The sequence below is a fragment of the Shewanella sp. GutDb-MelDb genome (assembly GCF_002836075.1).
In the GTDB taxonomy this organism is placed as follows: Bacteria; Pseudomonadota; Gammaproteobacteria; order Enterobacterales; family Shewanellaceae; genus Shewanella.
The window spans coordinates 1-19793 of record NZ_PJBM01000119.1 but is presented as its reverse complement, the minus strand read 5'-3'; the positions used below and the strand labels follow the sequence as shown (position 1 = coordinate 19793).

Genomic DNA, 19793 nt, shown 5'->3' with positions numbered 1-19793 from the left:
ATATATTAGGTAGCTACATTGATCATTGGCGTGACATGAACTTCTCTTATGCAGCCGTTAAGCAGTTAGAAGGTAAGTATTTAGTTCAAAACCGTGTCACTCATGAAATTTATGAAAGTGCACAGTTTCTTTATATTTTGGTTGCAGCGTGTTTATTTGCTAAATATCCAAAAGAAACACGTCTTAAGTACGTAAAAGATTTTTACGATGCAACATCGACGTTTAAGATTTCACTACCCACACCGATTATGGCGGGTGTGCGTACACCAACACGCCAATTCAGCTCTTGCGTGCTAATTGAATGTGGTGACAGCTTAGATTCAATTAATGCCACTGCATCTTCAATCGTTAAATACGTCTCTCAGCGAGCTGGGATTGGTGTGAATGCCGGTCGAATTCGCGCGCTAGGTAGCCCTATTCGTGGTGGTGAAGCATTCCACACCGGTTGTTTACCGTTTTATAAGTATTTCCAAACCGCTGTCAAATCGTGCTCACAAGGCGGCGTACGTGGCGGTGCAGCCACCCTCTTCTACCCTATGTGGCATCTAGAAGTTGAATCGTTACTGGTACTTAAGAATAACCGTGGTGTAGATGACAACCGTATTCGTCACTTAGATTACGGCGTGCAAATTAATAAGCTGATGTACCAGCGCCTTATCCAAGGTGGCATGATTAGCTTGTTCAGCCCATCAGATGTGCCTGGCATGTACGATGCGTTCTTTGAAGATCAAGATGAATTTGAACGTCTCTACCTTAAATATGAAGCTGACGAGAGTATCCGTAAGCAACAAATTAAAGCCGTTGAACTGTTTTCATTGATGATGCAAGAGCGTGCCTCTACGGGTCGTATCTATATTCAAAACGTAGATCACTGCAACACCCACAGTCCATTTGATTCAAAAGTAGCGCCAATCCGTCAATCTAACTTATGTTTAGAAATAGCGCTGCCGACTAAGCCATTGAACAACATCAATGATCCTGACGGTGAAATTGCCCTTTGTACGCTTTCAGCGTTGAACTTAGGCGCGATTAAAAAGCTTGAAGAGCTAGAGCCATTGGCAGATCTTGCCGTACGAGCACTGGATAACTTATTAGACTATCAAGATTATCCGATTATCTCTGCTGAAAAAGCATCGATGAATCGTCGTACTTTAGGGATCGGAGTTATCAACTTCGCTAACTATCTCGCGAAAGAAGGTGTGCGCTATTCAGATGGTTCAGCAAATGGTCTTACCCATAAGACATTTGAAGCAATCCAGTACTATCTATTGAAAGCGTCAATGAACTTGGCTAAAGAGCAAGGGGCTTGCCCAGCGTTCCACGAAACCACGTATTCGAAAGGGATCTTACCTATCGATACCTATAAGCGTGACTTGGACAAAATCTGTGACGAGCCATTGCATATGGATTGGGAAACGCTGCGTGAAGAGATTAAAACTCACGGACTGCGTAACTCTACCCTTTCGGCATTAATGCCGTCAGAGACCTCTTCGCAGATCTCTAACGCCACTAACGGCATTGAGCCACCGCGCGGTCTCATCAGCGTTAAAGCCAGTAAAGATGGTCAATTAAAGCAAGTTGTTCCTGACTTTGAAAAATATCAGCATAGTTATGAACTATTGTGGCAGATGCCTAATAACGATGGTTACATACAGTTAGTCGGTTTAATGCAGAAGTTTGTTGATCAATCTATTTCAGCTAACACCAACTACGACCCATCTCGTTTTGAGGGTGGAAGAGTGCCAATGAAGGTACTGCTGAAAGACTTATTGACTGCTTATAAATACGGTGTGAAGACACTTTACTATCACAATACTCGTGATGGTGCTTCAGATAATCATGATGACATTACTTCCGTTGAAGTAGAAGATGACAGCTGCGAAGGCGGCGCATGTAAAATCTAGTCTCGAGCAGTTATTCATGAGTATTAAACGTTAATTAAAGGGGGCAAAGCCCCCATTATCGGAAGATAGAAAAATGGCCTATTCTACATTTTGTCAAACACCTAACAATGCACTGCTTGAACCTATGTTTCTTGGGCAGTCAGTTAACGTTGCGCGTTATGACCAACAGAAATATGAAGTATTTGAAAAACTGATTGAAAAACAGCTTTCATTCTTTTGGCGCCCTGAAGAAGTTGACGTCAGCAAAGATAAAATAGATTACGCTGCACTGCCTGAGCATGAAAAGCATATTTTCATTTCGAACTTAAAATATCAGACTCTACTTGATTCAATTCAAGGACGTTCACCCAACGTCGCATTTTTACCGTTAGTATCTCTGCCTGAATTAGAGACATGGATTGAGACATGGTCGTTTTCAGAAACGATTCATTCGCGCTCATACACTCATATCATCCGTAATATCGTTAATGATCCATCGGTTGTTTTTGACGATATCGTCGAGAATAAAGAGATCCTTAAGCGAGCAACTGACATTGCAGCTTATTACGACGAGCTCATCATACTTAGCCAAGCATTCCACTTACACGGTGAAGGTAGCCATCAAATTAATGGCGAAACTGTTGAAGTCACTAAGCGAGAAATAAAGAAAGCACTCTACTTATGTATGGTGTCTGTTAACGTGCTTGAAGCCATTCGTTTCTATGTTAGTTTTGCTTGCTCGTTTGCATTTGCAGAGCGCAACGTTATGGAAGGTAATGCAAAAATCATTCGCCTAATTGCCCGCGATGAAGCATTGCACTTGAACAGCACGCAACACATTTTAAAAATCATGCATGCAGGTAAAGATGATCCTGAAATGGCAGAGATAGCTAAAGAGTGCAAGCAAACTGCCATCGACATTTTTGTCAAAGCTGCAGAGCAAGAAAAAGAGTGGGCTAAATACCTGTTCAAAGACGGTTCAATGATTGGCTTAAATGAACACATCCTTTGTCAGTACGTCGAGTACATTACTAACGAACGTATGAAGTCAGTTAACTTTGAATCACCGTACGCTGAGATAACTAACCCACTTCCATGGATGAAGAACTGGCTCGAGAGTGACGCGGTTCAGGTGGCACCTCAAGAAGTTGAAGTTTCATCATACTTAGTTGGCCAAATCGATTCTTCTATTGATGAAGATGAGTTTTTAGACTTTGACCTTTAAGCATCTCAGCTTAAAAAAAGCCCCCATCGTTAGCCTACAAGGCCAACCGGTGCTGTTGTTTAATCAACAGCACCTGACCTTGCTTGAAGCATTAGAGCAGAAAAAAGTGAAGACTTTTTCTGAATGCCGAAATGGATTTTGTGGGCAATGCAAAACTAAAGTGATTAGTGGTTCCGTTAGCTATATAACTGAACCGCTAGTGACATTAGAAGCAGACGAATGTCTGCCATGTTGTTGTATTCCAACGACCGATATAAATTTAGAACTTTCAGGGGAAGGTGCGGAAGTCGTTGTTAGAGCACCCAAACGTAAGCAACCTGAAACTCACGAATCTATAGATTAACAGCAACAGTTTAGATTGCAGAGAGTCATGACCGCAGTTTTATGTCATTAATCTCTGCAGTTCATTTATTTCAGTGCATAACGCACTACCCTACCCAGACATAAGTCCACCATTAAACACTCCGTTAGTATGCACCAGTGAACACTAGAGCTTCATCAATGCTCGACATATCAAACTATAGACTCCTCCAAGCTTTCTATAACCTAACATGCCCCGCTAATACCCGACTCCCTCTACTTCTCCGTATGCTCTCGTGCGTAGGAATTAGGAGGTTAAATGACTACCTATTGCAATAACCACTAGCAGCCTCATTATTTTGGAAAATATTAATCTTTAACTTGTTATCTAAACACAAAACATCAATGACAAAAAAGCCTGTTTAGTTCGCGTATTGAACTAAACAGGCTTTTATTGGAATATTGAACGGTTCGCTTAAAGAGCGATAGCGAGCTCCGCACCTTGGCGTATAGCACGCTTGGCATCAAGTTCAGCGGCAACGTCAGCTCCGCCAATCAGATGAACCGGAATTCCCGTAGACTTCATCTCTTCAAGCAGTGCAGTATTTGAAACCTGACCCGCGCAGAGTACAACATTATCGACTGCTAACACCTCAGCCTTGTCATTAACGGTGATATGCAGCCCTTCATCATCAAACTTTTCATAAGATACGCCGGTTTTCATCACCACTTTATGCTGCTTCAATACTGAACGGTGGATCCAGCCCGTTGTTTTACCCAATCCTTTACCCATTTTTGTGGTTTTACGTTGCAGTAACACCACCTCACGATGCTTTTCATCGAGAACAGGCTCTGTTAAGCCACCTGCAGTTTGGTATTCTTTATCGATACCCCACTGCTTTAACCATTTATTTGGGTTTAACGTAGACGATTCTTCTTCGCATAAATAGTGCGCCATATCAAAACCAATACCGCCAGCACCAATCAAAGCAACTTTCTGTCCAATTTCAACTTCGCCGTTGAGTACTTGTTGGTAATCAACCACCTTTTCACTATCGAAACCAGGTAAATCAAGCGGACGCGGTTTAACCCCCGATGACATCACTATTTCGTCAAACTTTTCATCTCTAATGACACTAGCATCGAGTCGAGTATTTAGACGCAGTTCAATCTTATGCAGTTTTATCTGGTTTAGAAAATATCTAATGGTCTCGTCGAACTCCTCTTTGCCAGGGATCTTCCTGGCTAAGTTAAATTGTCCACCGACTTCAGATTTTGCCTCAAACAAAACCACTTCATGACCTCGAGTCGCCGCATATACTGAGAACGCCATCCCTGCAGGGCCTGCGCCCATTACCGCAATACGCTTTTTAATGTTCGCTGGGGTGAAGTTAAGCTCGGTTTCATAGCAAGCACGTGGGTTAACTAAACAGGTTGCTCGTTTAAGCGCAAAGCTATGATCAAGACACGCTTGGTTACAGCCAATGCAAGTATTGATAAGTTCAGGTGTGTTAGCTTCAGCTTTATTTACAAATTCAGGATCGGCTAAGAAAGGCCTAGCCATCGACACCATATCTGCTTGGCCCGACGCAATAATAGATTCTGCTATCTCGGGTGTATTAATGCGATTAGTCGCGATAAGCGGAATAGACATCTCTTTCATCAGCTTTTCCGTCACCCATGCAAACGCGCCGCGAGGTACGCTAGTGGCAATGGTCGGAATACGCGCTTCATGCCAGCCTATGCCGGTGTTTATAATGGTTACACCCGCGCTTTCTAACCGTTTTGCAAGTTGTACAACTTCATCCCAAGTGGAGCCATTATCAACCAGATCAAGCATAGACAATCTAAAAATGATAATGAAATCAGTGCCCACTTTGGCGCGGATCTGATTTACGATCTCAACAGGGAACTGTGCTCTATTTTCAAATGCACCGCCCCACTTATCTGTACGCTTGTTGGTGCGAGAGCTAACAAACTGGTTTATCAAATAGCCTTCACTGCCCATCACCTCTACGCCGTCATAACCTGCTTTTTTAGCCAGTGCAGCACTGGTTGCATAGTCTTTAATCGTTGCGGCTACTTGTCTTGTAGACATTTCAGATGGTGTGAAAGGGGTAATCGGAGATTTTATTTTACTCGGGGCTTGCGAGAATGGGTGATAACCATAACGCCCCGCGTGCAGTAGTTGCATGCATATCTTACCGCCGGCGTCATGCACTGCTTTAGTGACGATAGTGTGTTTCTTTACCTGCCATGGAAAACTCAACTGACAAGCATTAGGCGCCAACCGCCCACGGAGATTAGGTGAAATACCGCCGGTAACGATAAGACCTACTCCGCCTTGTGCACGCTCTTTATAAAACACTGCCAGTTTCTCAAAACCGCCCTTTTCTTCTTCCAAACCAGTATGCATTGAGCCCATCAGCACACGGTTCTTTAACTGGATAAAGCCCAGATCTAAGGGTTCTAATAAATGCGGAAACGACATTCAAACGTCCTTTTTAAACAAGTGATTTAATTCAGCATACATTGTGTAAACCATAAGCTCAATAAGTGAGTGATTAGATTCCTTTACAATTGAATTTTCCTTTCGAGACTGTTTTCAGTTAGCATTGTCATAATTCGGATTCAAAGGAGTGGCTGATGCCCGCTAAACCCTCAATATTTAAAAAGATATTCCTACTTAGCTGGAATGTAATCAACGGCACAAGAAAACTATTTTTAAACCTTTTCTTTTTCGGTATTGTCATCGCACTCATCGTAGTATTAAGCGGTGAAGAAAGCATAAAAGTAGAAGATGGTTCAGCACTGGTGCTGAACCTTTCTGGAGCAATCGTTGATCAAAAACGCCATGTAGACCCTTTTGAAGCGGCAATGAAAAGTGGTAATGGTAAAGATGCTGGTGGCGAGATCCTATTAGCAGATGTCATTGATGTTGTTAACAATGCCGCTGCTGACAATCGGATCAGTCAGTTAGTACTCGACTTAGGCCACCTTAGTGGCACAGGCATGAGTAAGCTACAATCGATTGGTGATGCTTTAAACAACTTTAAAGAATCGGGTAAACCCATTGTTGCTCACGCAAATTGGTACGGACAAAATCAGTACTTCCTCGCCAGCTTTGCAGATAGCATCACCTTAAACCCACAGGGCAGCGTTGAAATTGAAGGCTTAGGTCGTTACCGCCAGTATTTTAAGTCAGCCTTAGACAAGCTTAAAATTAAAGCTCATGTCTTCCGCGTCGGTACATTTAAATCTGCAGTAGAACCCTTTATTCGTGATGACATGTCAGACGCAGCTAAAGAGGCTAACTTAACCTTATTAAATGATTTATGGGAAAGCTACAGCACTACGGTTGGACAAAACCGAGATATCCCTGCAACGAGTCTATCTTTGAGCGCAGAGGACTATTTAGCCCAGTTAGACAAAGCGGAAGGTCAGTCTAGTCAAATGGCGCTGAATATGAATTGGGTTGATAACCTTAAAACAGCGGAAGGATTTCGATTGAGCATGGTTGATGCCGTCGGTGAATCTGCCGATGGTGAGTCATTCAAGCAGATCGATTTCTATGATTACCTTTCTGTAACGGCAAGTCATCCACTGCTTTTATCAGACAATAAAGTCGGCATCATCGTTGCCAAAGGCACTATCATGAATGGCGCGCAACCTGCTGGGCAGATTGGCGGAGAAAGCACCGCTAAGTTGCTCCGTAAAGCACGTTTTGATGATTCCATTAAAGCCGTGGTACTTCGTGTTGATAGTCCTGGTGGCAGTGCATTCGCATCAGAGCAGATCCGCCAAGAAGTATTAGCCCTTAAAACAGCCAATAAACCTGTTGTTGTCAGTATGGGCAGCTATGCAGCGTCCGGTGGATACTGGATATCAGCCAGTGCAGATTATATCTACGCCACCCCAACAACGTTGACAGGCTCTATCGGCATTTTCGGAATGGTCACCACCTTTGAAGACTCGCTTGCGAGCATAGGTGTCCATACCGATGGTGTTGCAACTTCTGACTGGGCAGGATTTTCTGTCACTAAAGGTCTTTCTCCAGGGATCAGTGCTATTATTCAGCGCCATATTGAACGCGGATATAACGACTTCATTTCATTAGTCGCTAAAGAGCGTGATATGAGCCTTGAGCAAGTAGATAGTATTGCACAGGGCCGTGTTTGGACTGGCCGTAAGGCACTTGAGCTTGGTCTGGTAGATGAACTCGGTGATCTACAAGACGCAGTATCGCGAGCAGCGGATATGGCATCAATCGAACATTTTGATACCGAAGTGATTGAGCAAGAGCTATCACCGCAAGATCTGTTTGTTCAAGAGATGTTTGCTAGCGCGTCGGTATACATGCCACAAAGTTTGGCAAAAACCACGCTAATTGAACAACTTTTGGGTCAGTTTTCAACAGTTGCTCAGACATTGCAGACGTTTGATGATCCAAATGGTGTCTATCTTTACTGTGATACTTGCAGTGACTAAGTCATAAAGCTTTATCACTCACTAAAGTTTTATTAAATAAAGCCCAGTTTTACTGGGCTTTATTATATCCACACCTTTATAATCATCCCATTGTGTTCAAAAACAAAATCAAAACCAACATGACTAAACGCTGTATATATGTAGCCTACACGGGCGGTACTATTGGTATGCAAAAAACTGAACAAGGCTTTGCCCCTGTTGCAGGATTTTTGACTGGATGTATCAAAGCAATGCCTGAGTTTTACCATGAAGAAATGCCAGACTTTGTCATCAGTGAATACTCTCCCCTAATCGACTCATCAGATATGGCACCGACTGATTGGCAGATGATCGCTAATGATATCAAAGCCAATTATGACCAATACGATGGCTTCGTGATTTTGCATGGTACCGATACCATGGCGTATACGGCATCTGCTTTATCGTTTATGTTACAAGGGTTATCTAAACCCGTTATTGTTACCGGCTCACAGATCCCACTGGCACAGTTACGTTCCGATGGACAAACTAACTTACTTAATGCGCTCTATATCGCAGCAAATTATCCTGTCGATGAAGTGTGCTTATTCTTCAATAACAAACTGTTTAGAGGCAACCGTACGACTAAAGCGCATGCTGATGGCTTTAATGCGTTTGCTTCGCCGAATTTCCCATTATTATTAGAAGCTGGAATTAAGATCCGCTGGCATGCAGGTAAACTCGCAAAGGAGAATCCGAGCCAAACACTTAATGTGATTAATATCAGTCCACAACCGATAGGTGTCGTGACTCTTTACCCTGGTATTAGTACAGAAATCTTCGCCAATATATTACAGCAACCTGTAAAGGCGCTGATATTGCTGACCTTTGGCGTTGGCAATGCACCACAAACACCCGCGTTACTTAAAACACTGCGTGATGCACACGAGCGTGGGATTGTACTGGTGAATTTAACCCAGTGTTTGCAAGGTAAAGTCAATATGGGCGGTTATGCGACGGGTAATGCACTTGCATCGGCAGGAGTTATCAGCGGCTACGACATGACGACAGAAGCTGCACTGGCTAAGCTACATTATTTATTATCAACGGATCTCACCCCTGATGCCATCCGAAAAGCCATGCAAGTATCCATTGTAGGTGAGTTAACCCAAGATTAGACCATCAGCCTCTAGAAATAGATAAAGCCCTGCGCTAATAAATTAGCACAGGGCTTTTAGTGTTAATCTACAGCTCTTTTTCTTGGAACTCAGCGATAGTCTCGCCTTTGAACTGCTTCTTTAATTCTGACTTAGAGAGCTCGTTTACGTTACCTTCACTGTTAATAGTGAAGTGTTCCGTTTGTGTAAGCTTTCTAGCCTGATAAAGCATAACGACCTGTTGAGTCGACGCACGCTGCTCTTGTGTTAGCACAGTGCCATCTTCCCACTTACCCAGCTCTACCGCACTCAGTAAGCGCTGGTAAACTTCAGTCGGCATATCATCAATGACTTTATTTATATCGGTCATACTCTTTTCCGTTTATGTAGCACGATTTGCATTCGGGTAACCAAGTAGCCAACAAAACCCAGTGTAAAAGCAGACACAGCAATAATAGAACGGGTCCCCTCTGCAGGTTCTCCCCCCCAAAACCAAGTGACTACGCCGCCAATAAATAACGTTAATGCCAAAAAGCTCTGATTCATTAACTGATTAGAGCGCTTTATATGACTAATCACTTGCAGGCTTTCATTGTTGGCAGAAATGCTAGCTTTACAATGCGAGCACTCTTTAGCCATGCTTGAAATGCGTTCACCACAGCTAGGACACTTAACTAATGCCATTTACTCCCCTCAATACTCATTTAATAAACGTACAACTTACTTTAATTTATCAACCACAGCGTTCATCGCAATCAACGATGCTTCACCAAGGTAAATACAGCGCTCAGGCGACCAACCAGCCATAAGATCAGGCATATTGTCGTTGTCTTTGAATGGCATTTCTAACGTGTTAGAAAGACAACCAAACGTATGTGCCACCCAGTTAGAACCAACGGTTAAGTTGGCTTGACCCGGCGCATCTTTATCATATCCAAATTCAGTTTGAAAATCAGGGCTCGCCATTTGTAATGCATCTACAAATGCTTGCTGACGTACTGCATCTTCTTTGGTATAGGCTGGGACACCTTCACAGCCGGCAAGGAATACGAACGGTAAGCCTTCATCGCCATGCACGTCATAGAAAAGATCAACACCCGTCTCTTTCATTTTATTAACCACATAAAATACTTCAGGGCTTTTCTCTAAAGAGGGAGACTGCCACTCACGGTTAAGATTTGTTCCTACCGCATTGGTGCGCAAATGCCCTCGAACACTCCCATCTGGGTTCATATTTGGCACAATATAGAAGTTAGCTTTGTCTAAAAGTGATTTAGCCGTTGGGCAATCGCTATCAAGCAGGTTGTTAATTAATCCTTCAACCAACCATTCAGCCATAGTTTCACCAGGATGCTGACGCGCTGTGATCCAGATATTGGCTTTCTCTTCGTCACCGTCACCGACTTTGATGAGCGTCATATCACGTTCATCCAATGTCAGGCCTAAATGCTCTAAGCTGACTTGTGGATGTACCTGTACGGCCGCTAATAAGTCTTGATGACGCTCATAGCTGTATGGCGCAAAGTAAGCGATTTGAATTGCATCACAATCAAGATCAACTGAGATAGTTAATTTGCCGTCTTGATACGTCGTCGGCAATCTAAACCAGTTTTGTCTATCGTAAGTCGCTACAGCTTGGTAATCATCCCAACCTTTAACGTAAGAAGCTTTGTCCGCATTAACAATATTAAGCGTGTACTGAGTACCAACAACACCATCGAGTTTGAAATTAAACCATTGAAAAAACTCTCCACCTTCATCGGGACGAATGGCCAACTGCACATCGTCTTTATTGTCAGCATTGATTACTTCTATGTTTCCGCCATCAAAATTCGCGCTAATACGCATAACACTTCCTTTCTACTGTTTTAGGCTGTGATCCAGCTCGATTTCAATCTTTGCGCTATAGAATAAACCAAAATGTGATAAGGAGCAGCCTAAACAGTGTAAAAACCCCTAAAAATCGACGCTGTGTAAGCTTTCCGTTGCAGTGTTCTCTCAATACAGAGCTTTACCCACAACCTTAAATTCCATACAATCGCTGCAATTGATAGAGATAGAGGGGTTGATCCCCCTTGATAGACATTGCATTCGTAAAAGAACGGAGAAACAAATGACCCAAGCTAGACATTGTAACTTACTTATTCTGGGTTCAGGCCCTGCTGGCTATACTGCAGCAGTATATGCCGCTCGTGCTAACCTAAAACCTGTCATGATCACAGGTATGCAGCAAGGTGGGCAACTTACGACAACGACAGAAGTTGAAAACTGGCCAGGTGATGCGGATGATCTTACCGGTCCAGCACTAATGGAACGTATGCAAAAGCATGCAGAAAAGTTTGATACTGAAATTATTTTTGATCACATCAATGAAGTGAACTTAAACGTCCGCCCTTTCCAGTTAAAAGGTGATGACGGCGAGTTCACTTGTGATGCACTCATCATCTCTACAGGTGCATCAGCGATGTACTTAGGTCTTGAGTCTGAAGAAGCCTTTAAAGGCCGTGGCGTATCAGCTTGCGCAACGTGTGACGGTTTCTTCTATCGTAACCAGAAAGTCGCTGTTATTGGTGGTGGTAACACCGCAGTTGAAGAAGCACTGTACCTCAGTAACATTGCATCTGAAGTGCACCTTATTCACCGTCGTGATAGTTTCCGCAGTGAAAAAATCTTAACTAAGCGTCTGATGGATAAAGTGGCGAGCGGCAATATCATCTTACACCTAGACAACACTCTCGATGAAGTTGTTGGTAATGCGATGGGCGTTACCGGTCTTAAGATGAAGAGCACTAAAGATGGTGTCATCAAGGATTTAGAAGTGGCTGGCGTATTCGTCGCCATTGGCCACAGCCCAAATACTGGTATGTTTGAAGGCCAGCTAGAGATGAGCAATGGTTATATCAAAGTAGAAAGTGGCCTTAATGGCAACGCTACCCAAACAAGCATAGAAGGCGTATTTGCTGCTGGCGATGTAATGGATCAACATTACCGCCAAGCGATTACATCTGCGGGTACAGGCTGTATGGCCGCACTTGACGCTGAGCGTTACTTAGACGCCAAGAAGTAATTGGTAGTTTCGATAAAAAGCAGGCTTTAAGCCTGCTTTTTTTGTATCTGTAATTAACCAAAAGCGTCAGATAATGAGTACCGCGATAAGATAAGACGTTTGTGGTGATAATCTAATGTTTAGCTTAATTATCACGGTACCTAGGTCAGTTCGCCTTTTTCTGCAGGCCTAAGCAAAACCACTGCTAAGTCCAGAGTGTGCTCACCTTGTGTACGCTTTTGCTGATGGAACTTAAAGATTTCATCAATCAGTCTCTAAAACGTCAACTTATTCTCAAGACGGGACAAATTTCAGATACAAAAAAGGGAGCCCTAAGGCTCCCTTTTTACAAGAATCACAGCTAATTACTTAGCTAAAGCTTCTTTTGCTTTTTCTACTAAAGTTGTAAATACAACTTTATCAAAAACAGCGATGTCAGCCAGGATCTTACGATCGATTTCAATAGAGGCTTTTTTCAAACCATTAATGAAACGGCTGTAAGACAGACCATTTTGACGAGAAGCCGCATTGATACGTGCAATCCAAAGTTGACGGAATTGACGTTTCTTCTGACGACGGTCACGGTAAGCATATTGACCAGCTTTAGTTACGGCTTGCTTTGCAACACGGTAAGTACGTGAGCGAGCTCCGTAATAACCTTTGGCTAGTTTGAGTACTTTTTTGTGACGAGCACGAGCGGTTACACCACGCTTAACTCTAGGCATTGTTCTTTGCTCCTTTAATTAAGCGTAAGGTAGTTGACGTGCAATAGCAGGCATGTCAGCTTTAGATACTAAACATTTAGCACGTAAGTGACGTTTACGCTTAGTGCTCTTCTTGGTCAAAATGTGACGTAAATGGGCTTGCTTACGTTTAAAACCATTGGCGGTTTTCTTAAAACGCTTCGCTACACCCTTGTCTGTTTTCATTTTAGGCATTGCTAAAACTCCGCATTGGGACAATTAATAAAACGCAAGGCGAACAGGTATCTTAATAAAAAGACCCTGCTACTTTCAATTGCCTTACTATTTCTTTTTCGGTGCGAGAACCATGACAGCTTGGCGACCTTCCATTTTTGGAAAGGACTCCACGACTGCAATTGCTTCCAAATCAGCTTTGATACGGTTCAAAAGATCCATACCTAGGCTTTGGTGAGCCATCTCACGACCACGGAAACGAAGCGTTACTTTCGCTTTGTCGCCGTCTTCTAGAAAACGAGTCAGGTTGCGTAGTTTTACCTGATAATCGTTCGAATCTGTACCGGGACGGAATTTAATTTCCTTCACCTGTACAATTTTTTGCTTCTTTTTTTGTTCTTTTTGAGCTTTCGCTTTATCAAAAAGGAACTTACCGTAGTCCATTACACGGCAAACCGGCGGCTCAGCATTAGGACTGATTTCTACTAAATCAACACCTGCTTCGTCAGCAACTTCCTGTGCTTCACTAATAGTCAAGATACCTAATTGCTCACCGTCAAGACCGTTAAGACGGACTTCTGAAACACCAGTGATGAGCTCGTTTATTCTATTCGGGGCCGCCTGGCGCCCTGCAGTTTTTTTGATCTTTATGACCTATTCCTCCAACAAATTGAGACTACGGAGCGAAATTTGGTTCTTGAGCTTAGTCGCAAATTCTTCGATTTGCATCTTACCTAAGTCAACTCCCTCTCGGGTACGCACCGCGACTTCCTTATTTTCTATTTCTTGATCACCAACGACCAATAAATAAGGGACACGCCTTAACGTGTGCTCACGTATTTTAAAGCCTATCTTCTCATTCCTCAAGTCTTTAGTTGCACGAATTCCATATTCTTTTAATGAATTGACAACTTTTTCAGCATAATCCGACTGTTTGTCAGTAATATTCATCACGACAACTTGTTGAGGTGCTAACCAAGCTGGGAATTTTCCGGCGTACTCTTCAATAAGAATACCCAAGAAGCGCTCTAATGAACCAAGAATGGCTCGGTGGATCATTACGGGCGTTTGACGACTGTTGTCTTCCGCTACGTAAGTTGCACCTAAACGACCAGGTAATGCGTAATCTAATTGTACAGTACCGCACTGCCATGCTCTATCTAAACAATCGTGTAATGTGAATTCGATCTTAGGTCCGTAGAAAGCACCTTCACCGGGTAGGATGTCAAATTCAATATCATTAGCTGTAAGCGCTTGCTTTAAGGCTTCTTCAGCTCGGTCCCACATATCGTCATCACCAATACGTTTTTCAGGACGAGTAGAAAGCTTAACGGCGATATTTTTAAAGCCAAATGTTTCGTATGTGTCATACACCATTTGAATACATGCGCTAACTTCCTGCTGAACTTGATCTTCAGTACAGAAAACATGTGCATCATCTTGCGTAAAGCCACGAACACGCATTAAGCCATGCAGTGAACCTGATGGCTCATTACGATGACAACAACCAAACTCAGCCATACGTAATGGCAAATCGCGATAAGACTTAAGGCCTTGATTAAATATTTGAACGTGTCCAGGACAGTTCATCGGCTTAATGGCGTATTCACGATTCTCAGAGCTAGTGGTGAACATTGCCTCGGAATATTTATCCCAATGGCCTGAACGTTCCCACAACACTCGATCCATCATTAATGGACCTTTAACTTCTTGATAAGTGTATTGACCCAGTTTTTGACGAATGAACTTTTCAAGCTCTAGGTATAGGCTCCAGCCATCGTTGTGCCAAAACACCATACCAGGTGCTTCTTCTTGCATATGGTAAAGATCTAGCTGCTTACCAATTTTACGATGGTCACGCTTAGCCGCTTCTTCTAAACGGTTAAGGTGCACTTTAAGTGCTTTCTTGTCTGCCCATGCTGTACCGTAGATACGTTGCAGCATTTTGTTATCTGAGTTACCACGCCAATAGGCACCAGCTACACTCATCAACTTAAAGTTCTGACAGAATCTCATGTTCGGTACATGCGGACCACGGCACATATCAACATATTCTTCATGATGATAAAGCGCTGGAGTTGCATCTTTGCTGATGTTCTCATCAAGGATTGCAATTTTATAGCTTTCACCGCGAGCTTCAAAGGTATCACGCGCTTCTTGCCAGCTAACAACACGTTTATCAACAGCGTAGTTAGTTTTTGCAAGTTGGGTCATACGCTTTTCTAGCGCATCAATATCTTCCTGGGTCAATTTATGATCTAAGTCGATATCATAATAGAAACCATTGTCGATAACAGGACCGATCGCCATTTTAGCGTCAGGCCAAAGCTGCTTAAATGCATGGCCGAGCAAATGTGCACAAGAGTGGCGAAGGATCTTTACACCCTCTTCATCTTTAGCTGTGATAATCGAAAGCTCTGAATCGGTATCAATGATATCGCAAGCGTCTTTCAGCTCACCATTAATACGTCCGGCAATACAAGCTTTCGCCAGACCAGGACCAATATCGGCAGCAACATCTAAAGTAGAAACGGGTTGAGCAAACTCGCGTTTGCTTCCATCAGGAAGTGTAATTACAGGCATGAATTTTCCTTTTCCAGTGGTGACCCCCACGTAGGGCCACTTGGGTTTAATAATTAAGAGTTAAAACGCAGCCAGGACAAGACCGTACAGGAGTCTATGTTTTCCGACGCGTAAGAGCGTGATTCTAAGTGATAGCCATAGGTGGATGCAAGTTTTACCTTGAGATTAGTTTTTCTTATTCAAACCATTAAAAACATCAGGGGAATATCATCAGTGATAAAGGCTGACTGTAACTTCAGCTTCATTTTTAGTCGTTAATCTAGCCGCGTCTTAAACAAGGAGGACGTTATGATTAAGCTAATGTTATTGACCGCAACGCTAATGCAAGCCGGATATACTGAAAGCCCACAGGTACCATCACAAACAATCAACAAAGCACAACTAATCGTCGAGATAGAAACAGACTTAACTAACACTATGGTGCACATGACAAAGGCATTAACCGAAAATATCATTGCCACAGAGCAAGGGAGCTATCTTCAATTAGCAAACAAGACATCATTAAGCAGCATGGCGGTCACAACGTATAATGTCGCGAAGTAGCACAATCGATATCAATACTAAACCCAGTATTAGATTGTGTGATGTCTTATGATAAGGCCATAATACCTTATATATAGCAAACAACTTTATGGAAAAGCGTTATGAATAAATGGGCACTCATCACCGGCGCAGCAAAACGTATTGGACATTGTATTGCTAAACAGCTTCACCACGATGGGTTCAACATATTAATTCATTACAGCCAATCTTATAACGACGCGCTATCACTGTGTTCTGAACTCAATGCGACAAGGCCTAACTCTGCACAAATTATGCAGGCCGAACTTAACAACCAGATTGAACTACAACAATTTATAGTCAACGTAAACGCATTGGCATTACCCTTAGCAGTATTAGTTAATAATGCGTCAGAGTTCACCCCTACTCCCCTAGGTGAAACGGATTACTTAGCAGCACAACAACTACTTGCCACAAACCTGTTAGCGCCCTACTTTTTAGCCGAGCAATTTGCGCCGACACTCAAAGAGCAAAGAGGCTGCATAATCAACTTAATTGATATCCATGCTAAGCGCCCGCTGAAAGATCATGGACTATACTCTATATCAAAGGCAGCACTTGAGATGGCAACGCTTTCGCTGGCACAAGAACTCGCACCTGATATCCGCGTAAACGGAGTGGCACCAGGCGCAATCCTCTGGCCAGAACAATCTAATGATGACTCTCAGAACCATGTCTTAAAAGAAATTCCCTTAGCTAAGCTTGGCCAGCCGGACGACATTGCTAAGTTGATATCTCATTTAGTCAGCGCTCCTTATATCTCAGGGCAGATTATTGCAGTAGATGGAGGACGAAGCGCAGTCGGATTTACGGGAGTTTAATATGCGATTTATCAATAAAACCATTTCATGCCCACATTGCGGACATCATCAACATCTCAATATTGATGCGACTGGCGGTGATCAAGATTACTACGAAGATTGCAGAGTATGTTGCAACCCCATTCATATGCGGATGCATCTGGATGAATCGCGAATGACAATCGAACTTTATATCGATTCCGATGACGAACAAATTTATTAGCTCAATGTACTGTTTGTGAGTCAAACAGTGCATTGATCCAGTTGCTTTAAAAGTTTGACCATTCGGCAGGAATTTAAAGCCCTGTAGACAAGATGGGGATTGGAGCTAAGGGCTTTGCCATTTGCTTTAAACGTCGGCCGCACTCGTTAAGCGCCTCAGTCTTTCCAGCTTTGCATTGGCTTAAAAGGGAATACCATTTTTCACCAATGCGCCTTGAATTGAAAAGTCTGAAGCGCTCTAAATGGGTCAAATACCTAGTGCACTGGGTGTTAAACGTCCATTGAGTTAGCAAAACGCTTGGCTAATACTCGCTCAACGGTATCAACAATCGCTTGCGTCTGGCTATCAATCTCAATATTGATTTTGTCACCAGCAGTGTATGACTCCAAGTTGGTCAATTTTAATGTCTCAGGGATCAAATGCAGCATAAAGCTAGACTCAGTAACCGCCCCTACCGTAAGGCTACAGCCGTTTACACCAACAAATCCCTTATAAAGAATATAATTCATCCATTTTGGTTCAACAGACAAACAAATATCATAGTGAGATTCTGTTTTACTTACCGATTTAACCTCTGCTTCTGTGTGCACATGACCTGATAAAATGTGGCCGCCAATCTCACTGCCAAAGGTTAACGACCGTTCGATGTTAACTTGTGATCCAGGTCTCAGATTAGATAGGTTAGTTAGCTTTAGCGTCTCTTCCATTACATCGAAAAACACCCTATCATCTTCCATTCTTGTGACTGTTAAACAAACACCGTTATTTGCGACACTTGCCCCTAGTGAAAGTCCCTCGCGCAAATCCGGTCCAATTTCGATTTGTAGCGTATTTAAACCCGTTTTTTTATCTATCGCCAACACTTCGCATGTTGCTTGAACTATACCTGTAAACATTTTATCTCTCGTATGTATTAAGGGCTGTATTCATGAACCACTCAGGCTTTCAGGCCAAACGTTTAATTCAATTAGCACTACCTGTACTCATTGCTCAAGTTACCCAAACCATGATGGGCTTCATCGACACTGTAATGGCCGGCCGAGTTAGCGCCGTTGATATGGCTGCCGTTGCTATTGGCTCCAGTTTATGGCTCCCTGCATTGTTATTCGTGCAAGGACTATTAATGGCATTTACCCCGGTATTTGCTCACCATCATGGTGCTAATGATCAAAAAGCAATACAACCGTTGGCTTTCCAAGCTGGATATATTGCCATAATAGGCAGCGTAGGTGTGATGTTCTTCCTCTCACTTGCCGACAATATATTAACTCTGATGGATTTGGAACCGCAACTGGCTCAGCTCAGTGTGGGTTACCTCAATGGCTTTATGTGGGGCGTTCCCGCCTTTGTCTTATATCAAGTACTTCGCGGTTGCAGTGAAGGGATTTCTTATACTCTGCCGACGATGGTGATCGGCTTTGTCGGCTTAGCTGTCAATATCCCTGCAAACTATATCTTTATTTATGGCCATTTCGGTATGCCCGCAATGGGCGGCGCCGGTTGTGGCATCGCAACAGCCTTAGTATTTTGGGCAATGCTTATTGCCATGATTATTTATATGCAGTTTCATGCCAAATTTAAAGAACTTGCTCCCTTCAAATCTTTTCATCGTCCCAATGTAAAAGTAATGGTTGATATGACAAAGCATGGCTTCCCAATCGCTATGGCGCTATTTTTTGAAGTCAGTTTATTTGCAATCATTGCGCTATTACTGGCGCCCCTCGGTGCAACGATTGTCGCTGGTCACCAAATCGCACTCAACTTCTCATCCATTGTCTTTATGCTACCACTATCTATAGGTATTGCCGTATCGATACGCGTTGGCTACTACCTTGGACAAGATAAACCTGCAATTGCAGCGATGATCACCCGACTTGGGTTAATTATCTCTTTCTCACTTGCACTATTTACTGCAATTATTACGGTGACGTTTAGAAATGAAATTGCACTACTCTATAATGATAACCCTGACGTCATTACATTAGCAGGTAGCCTAATGTTCTTTGCCGCTATCTATCAATTGTCGGATGCCGTACAAGTCGTCACTTCAGGCGCCTTGCGCGGTTATAAAGATACCCGTAGTGCTTTTTACATTACGTTAGTCTCGTATTGGGCTGTAGGGATGACACTTGGCTACACATTGGCTCGAACTGACATACTGGTTCCAGCAATGGGCGCACAAGGTTTTTGGATTGGACTCATCGCAGGACTCACTACTGCTGCAATATTATTCGCTATGCGCTTGAGGTATATCCAAAAAAGGGGTGTAAAACTTTCGGCAATGTAAGATTTTTACTTATAAATCGTTCGAAACGCTTAATGAGCATACAAGTTGGCGAGCAAAGCAGCATTTAACACAAAAGAATGTTTTTTTACTTGCGCCAATCCAGCATCGACCGTACTATAGCGCTCGTTCCAAGGCATCAGCCAACAGGACATGCAGTATACACAGTCGCGGGATGGAGCAGTATGGTAGCTCGTCGGGCTCATAACCCGAAGGTCGTTGGTTCAAATCCAGCTCCCGCAACCAATACAACCGTAGCTCAGTTGGTTAGAGCACTACCTTGACATGGTAGGGGTCGGTGGTTCGAATCCACTCGGTTGTACCAATTCTGTTTATAGTGTCACGCTTTACAATACAACCGTAGCTCA

The 19793-nt window shown here is 43.1% G+C and carries 19 protein-coding genes and 2 tRNA genes; 12 read left to right on the top strand and 9 right to left on the bottom strand.

The genetic code is table 11. The features are described 5' to 3' along the window. The 3 genes from nrdA to yfaE all read left to right on the top strand — a co-directional run. A partial coding sequence (gene nrdA / locus CXF82_RS02960; RefSeq protein WP_102043633.1) for a class 1a ribonucleoside-diphosphate reductase subunit alpha occupies positions 1–1904 on the top strand: 1904 nt, incomplete at its 5' end. A 73-nt stretch (positions 1905–1977) separates the two neighbouring features. After that, entirely contained in the window at positions 1978–3108 is a 1131-nt protein-coding gene (gene nrdB / locus CXF82_RS02955; protein WP_101090240.1) for a class Ia ribonucleoside-diphosphate reductase subunit beta, read from the top strand. After that, complete coding sequence (gene yfaE, locus CXF82_RS02950) at positions 3098–3451, top strand: class I ribonucleotide reductase maintenance protein YfaE (protein ID WP_101090241.1); 354 nt, start codon at positions 3098–3100, stop codon at positions 3449–3451. Before nrdB ends, yfaE begins: the two co-directional genes overlap by 11 nt. Before the next feature lie 432 nt (positions 3452–3883). Here yfaE and CXF82_RS02945 read toward each other — a convergent pair whose 3' ends face one another. Further along, positions 3884–5899, bottom strand: coding sequence for an oxidoreductase (locus CXF82_RS02945; RefSeq protein WP_102043632.1), 2016 nt, complete (start codon positions 5897–5899; stop codon positions 3884–3886). Between the two features lie 155 nt (positions 5900–6054). Here CXF82_RS02945 and sppA point away from each other — a divergent pair, with 155 nt between their 5' ends. Next, positions 6055–7896 carry a signal peptide peptidase SppA gene (sppA, locus tag CXF82_RS02940; RefSeq protein WP_102043631.1) on the top strand — a complete coding sequence of 614 codons (1842 nt, stop codon included), beginning with the start codon at positions 6055–6057 and terminating at the stop codon, positions 7894–7896. 119 nt (positions 7897–8015) lie between these two features. Beyond that, complete coding sequence (ansA, locus tag CXF82_RS02935) at positions 8016–9032, top strand: asparaginase (RefSeq protein ID WP_102038734.1); 1017 nt, start codon at positions 8016–8018, stop codon at positions 9030–9032. 67 nt (positions 9033–9099) lie between these two features. Here ansA and CXF82_RS02930 read toward each other — a convergent pair whose 3' ends face one another. Genes CXF82_RS02930 through CXF82_RS02920 form a run of 3 tightly spaced genes read right to left on the bottom strand, consistent with a single transcriptional unit; the run spans position 9100 to position 10859 of the window. Further along, positions 9100–9381 (bottom strand): YeaC family protein, encoded by a 282-nt coding sequence (locus CXF82_RS02930; RefSeq protein ID WP_101090245.1) that lies wholly within the window; start codon positions 9379–9381, stop codon positions 9100–9102. Then, positions 9378–9695: a zinc ribbon domain-containing protein gene (locus CXF82_RS02925; protein WP_101090246.1), complete on the bottom strand. Its 318-nt coding sequence runs from the start codon at positions 9693–9695 to the stop codon at positions 9378–9380. Before CXF82_RS02925 ends, CXF82_RS02930 begins: the two co-directional genes overlap by 4 nt. 36 nt (positions 9696–9731) lie before the next feature. Then, positions 9732–10859, bottom strand: a complete 1128-nt coding sequence (locus CXF82_RS02920) for a M14 family metallopeptidase (protein ID WP_101090247.1) — start codon at positions 10857–10859, stop codon at positions 9732–9734. Between the two features lie 265 nt (positions 10860–11124). Between CXF82_RS02920 and trxB the strand changes: the two genes are divergently transcribed. Beyond that, positions 11125–12078, top strand: a complete 954-nt coding sequence (gene trxB, locus CXF82_RS02915) for a thioredoxin-disulfide reductase (protein ID WP_101090248.1) — start codon at positions 11125–11127, stop codon at positions 12076–12078. 344 nt (positions 12079–12422) lie between these two features. On the opposite strand, the gene rplT is transcribed toward trxB, so the two are convergent. The 4 genes from rplT to thrS form a co-directional block, all read right to left on the bottom strand. Then, entirely contained in the window at positions 12423–12782 is a 360-nt protein-coding gene (rplT, locus tag CXF82_RS02910) for a 50S ribosomal protein L20 (protein WP_012142467.1), read from the bottom strand. Positions 12783–12800: 18 nt separating this feature from the next. Next, the gene (gene rpmI, locus CXF82_RS02905; protein ID WP_005503401.1) at positions 12801–12995 is read right to left on the bottom strand and encodes a 50S ribosomal protein L35; all 195 of its coding nucleotides are present in this window, start codon (positions 12993–12995) and stop codon (positions 12801–12803) included. Positions 12996–13082: 87 nt separating this feature from the next. Further along, positions 13083–13625: a translation initiation factor IF-3 gene (gene infC, locus CXF82_RS02900; protein ID WP_101090249.1), complete on the bottom strand. Its 543-nt coding sequence runs from the start codon at positions 13623–13625 to the stop codon at positions 13083–13085. A gap of 3 nt (positions 13626–13628) precedes the next feature. Further along, a complete protein-coding gene (gene thrS / locus CXF82_RS02895) occupies positions 13629–15557 on the bottom strand; it encodes a threonine--tRNA ligase (protein ID WP_101090250.1) in 1929 nt (642 codons plus the stop codon). A 288-nt stretch (positions 15558–15845) separates the two neighbouring features. Here thrS and CXF82_RS02890 point away from each other — a divergent pair, with 288 nt between their 5' ends. The 3 genes from CXF82_RS02890 to CXF82_RS02880 all read left to right on the top strand — a co-directional run bounded on the left by CXF82_RS02890 (position 15846) and on the right by CXF82_RS02880 (position 17141). After that, positions 15846–16100 (top strand): hypothetical protein, encoded by a 255-nt coding sequence (locus CXF82_RS02890; protein ID WP_102043630.1) that lies wholly within the window; start codon positions 15846–15848, stop codon positions 16098–16100. Positions 16101–16201: 101 nt separating this feature from the next. Then, positions 16202–16939 carry a pteridine reductase gene (locus CXF82_RS02885; RefSeq protein ID WP_101090252.1) on the top strand — a complete coding sequence of 246 codons (738 nt, stop codon included), beginning with the start codon at positions 16202–16204 and terminating at the stop codon, positions 16937–16939. A gap of 1 nt (position 16940) precedes the next feature. Next, positions 16941–17141, top strand: a complete 201-nt coding sequence (locus CXF82_RS02880; RefSeq protein ID WP_101090253.1) for a CPXCG motif-containing cysteine-rich protein — start codon at positions 16941–16943, stop codon at positions 17139–17141. A 269-nt stretch (positions 17142–17410) separates the two neighbouring features. Here the strand turns inward: CXF82_RS02880 and CXF82_RS02875 are convergent, their stop codons facing one another. After that, positions 17411–18037 (bottom strand): riboflavin synthase subunit alpha, encoded by a 627-nt coding sequence (locus CXF82_RS02875; protein ID WP_102038732.1) that lies wholly within the window; start codon positions 18035–18037, stop codon positions 17411–17413. Positions 18038–18069: 32 nt separating this feature from the next. On the opposite strand from CXF82_RS02875, the gene CXF82_RS02870 reads away from it, so the two are divergent. The 3 genes from CXF82_RS02870 (at position 18070) to CXF82_RS02860 (ending at position 19750) form a co-directional block, all read left to right on the top strand. Further along, the gene (locus tag CXF82_RS02870; RefSeq protein ID WP_101090255.1) at positions 18070–19428 is read left to right on the top strand and encodes an MATE family efflux transporter; all 1359 of its coding nucleotides are present in this window, start codon (positions 18070–18072) and stop codon (positions 19426–19428) included. A gap of 166 nt (positions 19429–19594) precedes the next feature. Continuing rightward, positions 19595–19671: transfer RNA gene (locus CXF82_RS02865), tRNA-Met, on the top strand. Positions 19672–19673: 2 nt separating this feature from the next. Continuing rightward, positions 19674–19750, top strand: a tRNA-Val gene (locus CXF82_RS02860). Positions 19751–19793 lie beyond the last annotated feature (43 nt).

Excerpts from the sequence above, each read along its gene's own strand:
- nrdB (WP_101090240.1), top strand. The coding sequence starts at position 1,978 with ATGGCCTATTCTACATTTTGTCAAACACCTAACAATGCACTGCTTGAA.
- CXF82_RS02945 (WP_102043632.1), bottom strand. The coding sequence starts at position 5,899 with ATGTCGTTTCCGCATTTATTAGAACCCTTAGATCTGGGCTTTATCCAG.
- sppA (WP_102043631.1), top strand. The coding sequence starts at position 6,055 with ATGCCCGCTAAACCCTCAATATTTAAAAAGATATTCCTACTTAGCTGG.
- ansA (WP_102038734.1), top strand. The coding sequence starts at position 8,016 with ATGACTAAACGCTGTATATATGTAGCCTACACGGGCGGTACTATTGGT.
- CXF82_RS02930 (WP_101090245.1), bottom strand. The coding sequence starts at position 9,381 with ATGACCGATATAAATAAAGTCATTGATGATATGCCGACTGAAGTTTAC.
- CXF82_RS02925 (WP_101090246.1), bottom strand. The coding sequence starts at position 9,695 with ATGGCATTAGTTAAGTGTCCTAGCTGTGGTGAACGCATTTCAAGCATG.
- CXF82_RS02920 (WP_101090247.1), bottom strand. The coding sequence starts at position 10,859 with ATGCGTATTAGCGCGAATTTTGATGGCGGAAACATAGAAGTAATCAAT.
- trxB (WP_101090248.1), top strand. The coding sequence starts at position 11,125 with ATGACCCAAGCTAGACATTGTAACTTACTTATTCTGGGTTCAGGCCCT.
- rplT (WP_012142467.1), bottom strand. The coding sequence starts at position 12,782 with ATGCCTAGAGTTAAGCGTGGTGTAACCGCTCGTGCTCGTCACAAAAAA.
- rpmI (WP_005503401.1), bottom strand. The coding sequence starts at position 12,995 with ATGCCTAAAATGAAAACAGACAAGGGTGTAGCGAAGCGTTTTAAGAAA.
- thrS (WP_101090250.1), bottom strand. The coding sequence starts at position 15,557 with ATGCCTGTAATTACACTTCCTGATGGAAGCAAACGCGAGTTTGCTCAA.
- CXF82_RS02890 (WP_102043630.1), top strand. The coding sequence starts at position 15,846 with ATGATTAAGCTAATGTTATTGACCGCAACGCTAATGCAAGCCGGATAT.
- CXF82_RS02885 (WP_101090252.1), top strand. The coding sequence starts at position 16,202 with ATGAATAAATGGGCACTCATCACCGGCGCAGCAAAACGTATTGGACAT.
- CXF82_RS02880 (WP_101090253.1), top strand. The coding sequence starts at position 16,941 with ATGCGATTTATCAATAAAACCATTTCATGCCCACATTGCGGACATCAT.
- CXF82_RS02875 (WP_102038732.1), bottom strand. The coding sequence starts at position 18,037 with ATGTTTACAGGTATAGTTCAAGCAACATGCGAAGTGTTGGCGATAGAT.
- CXF82_RS02870 (WP_101090255.1), top strand. The coding sequence starts at position 18,070 with ATGAACCACTCAGGCTTTCAGGCCAAACGTTTAATTCAATTAGCACTA.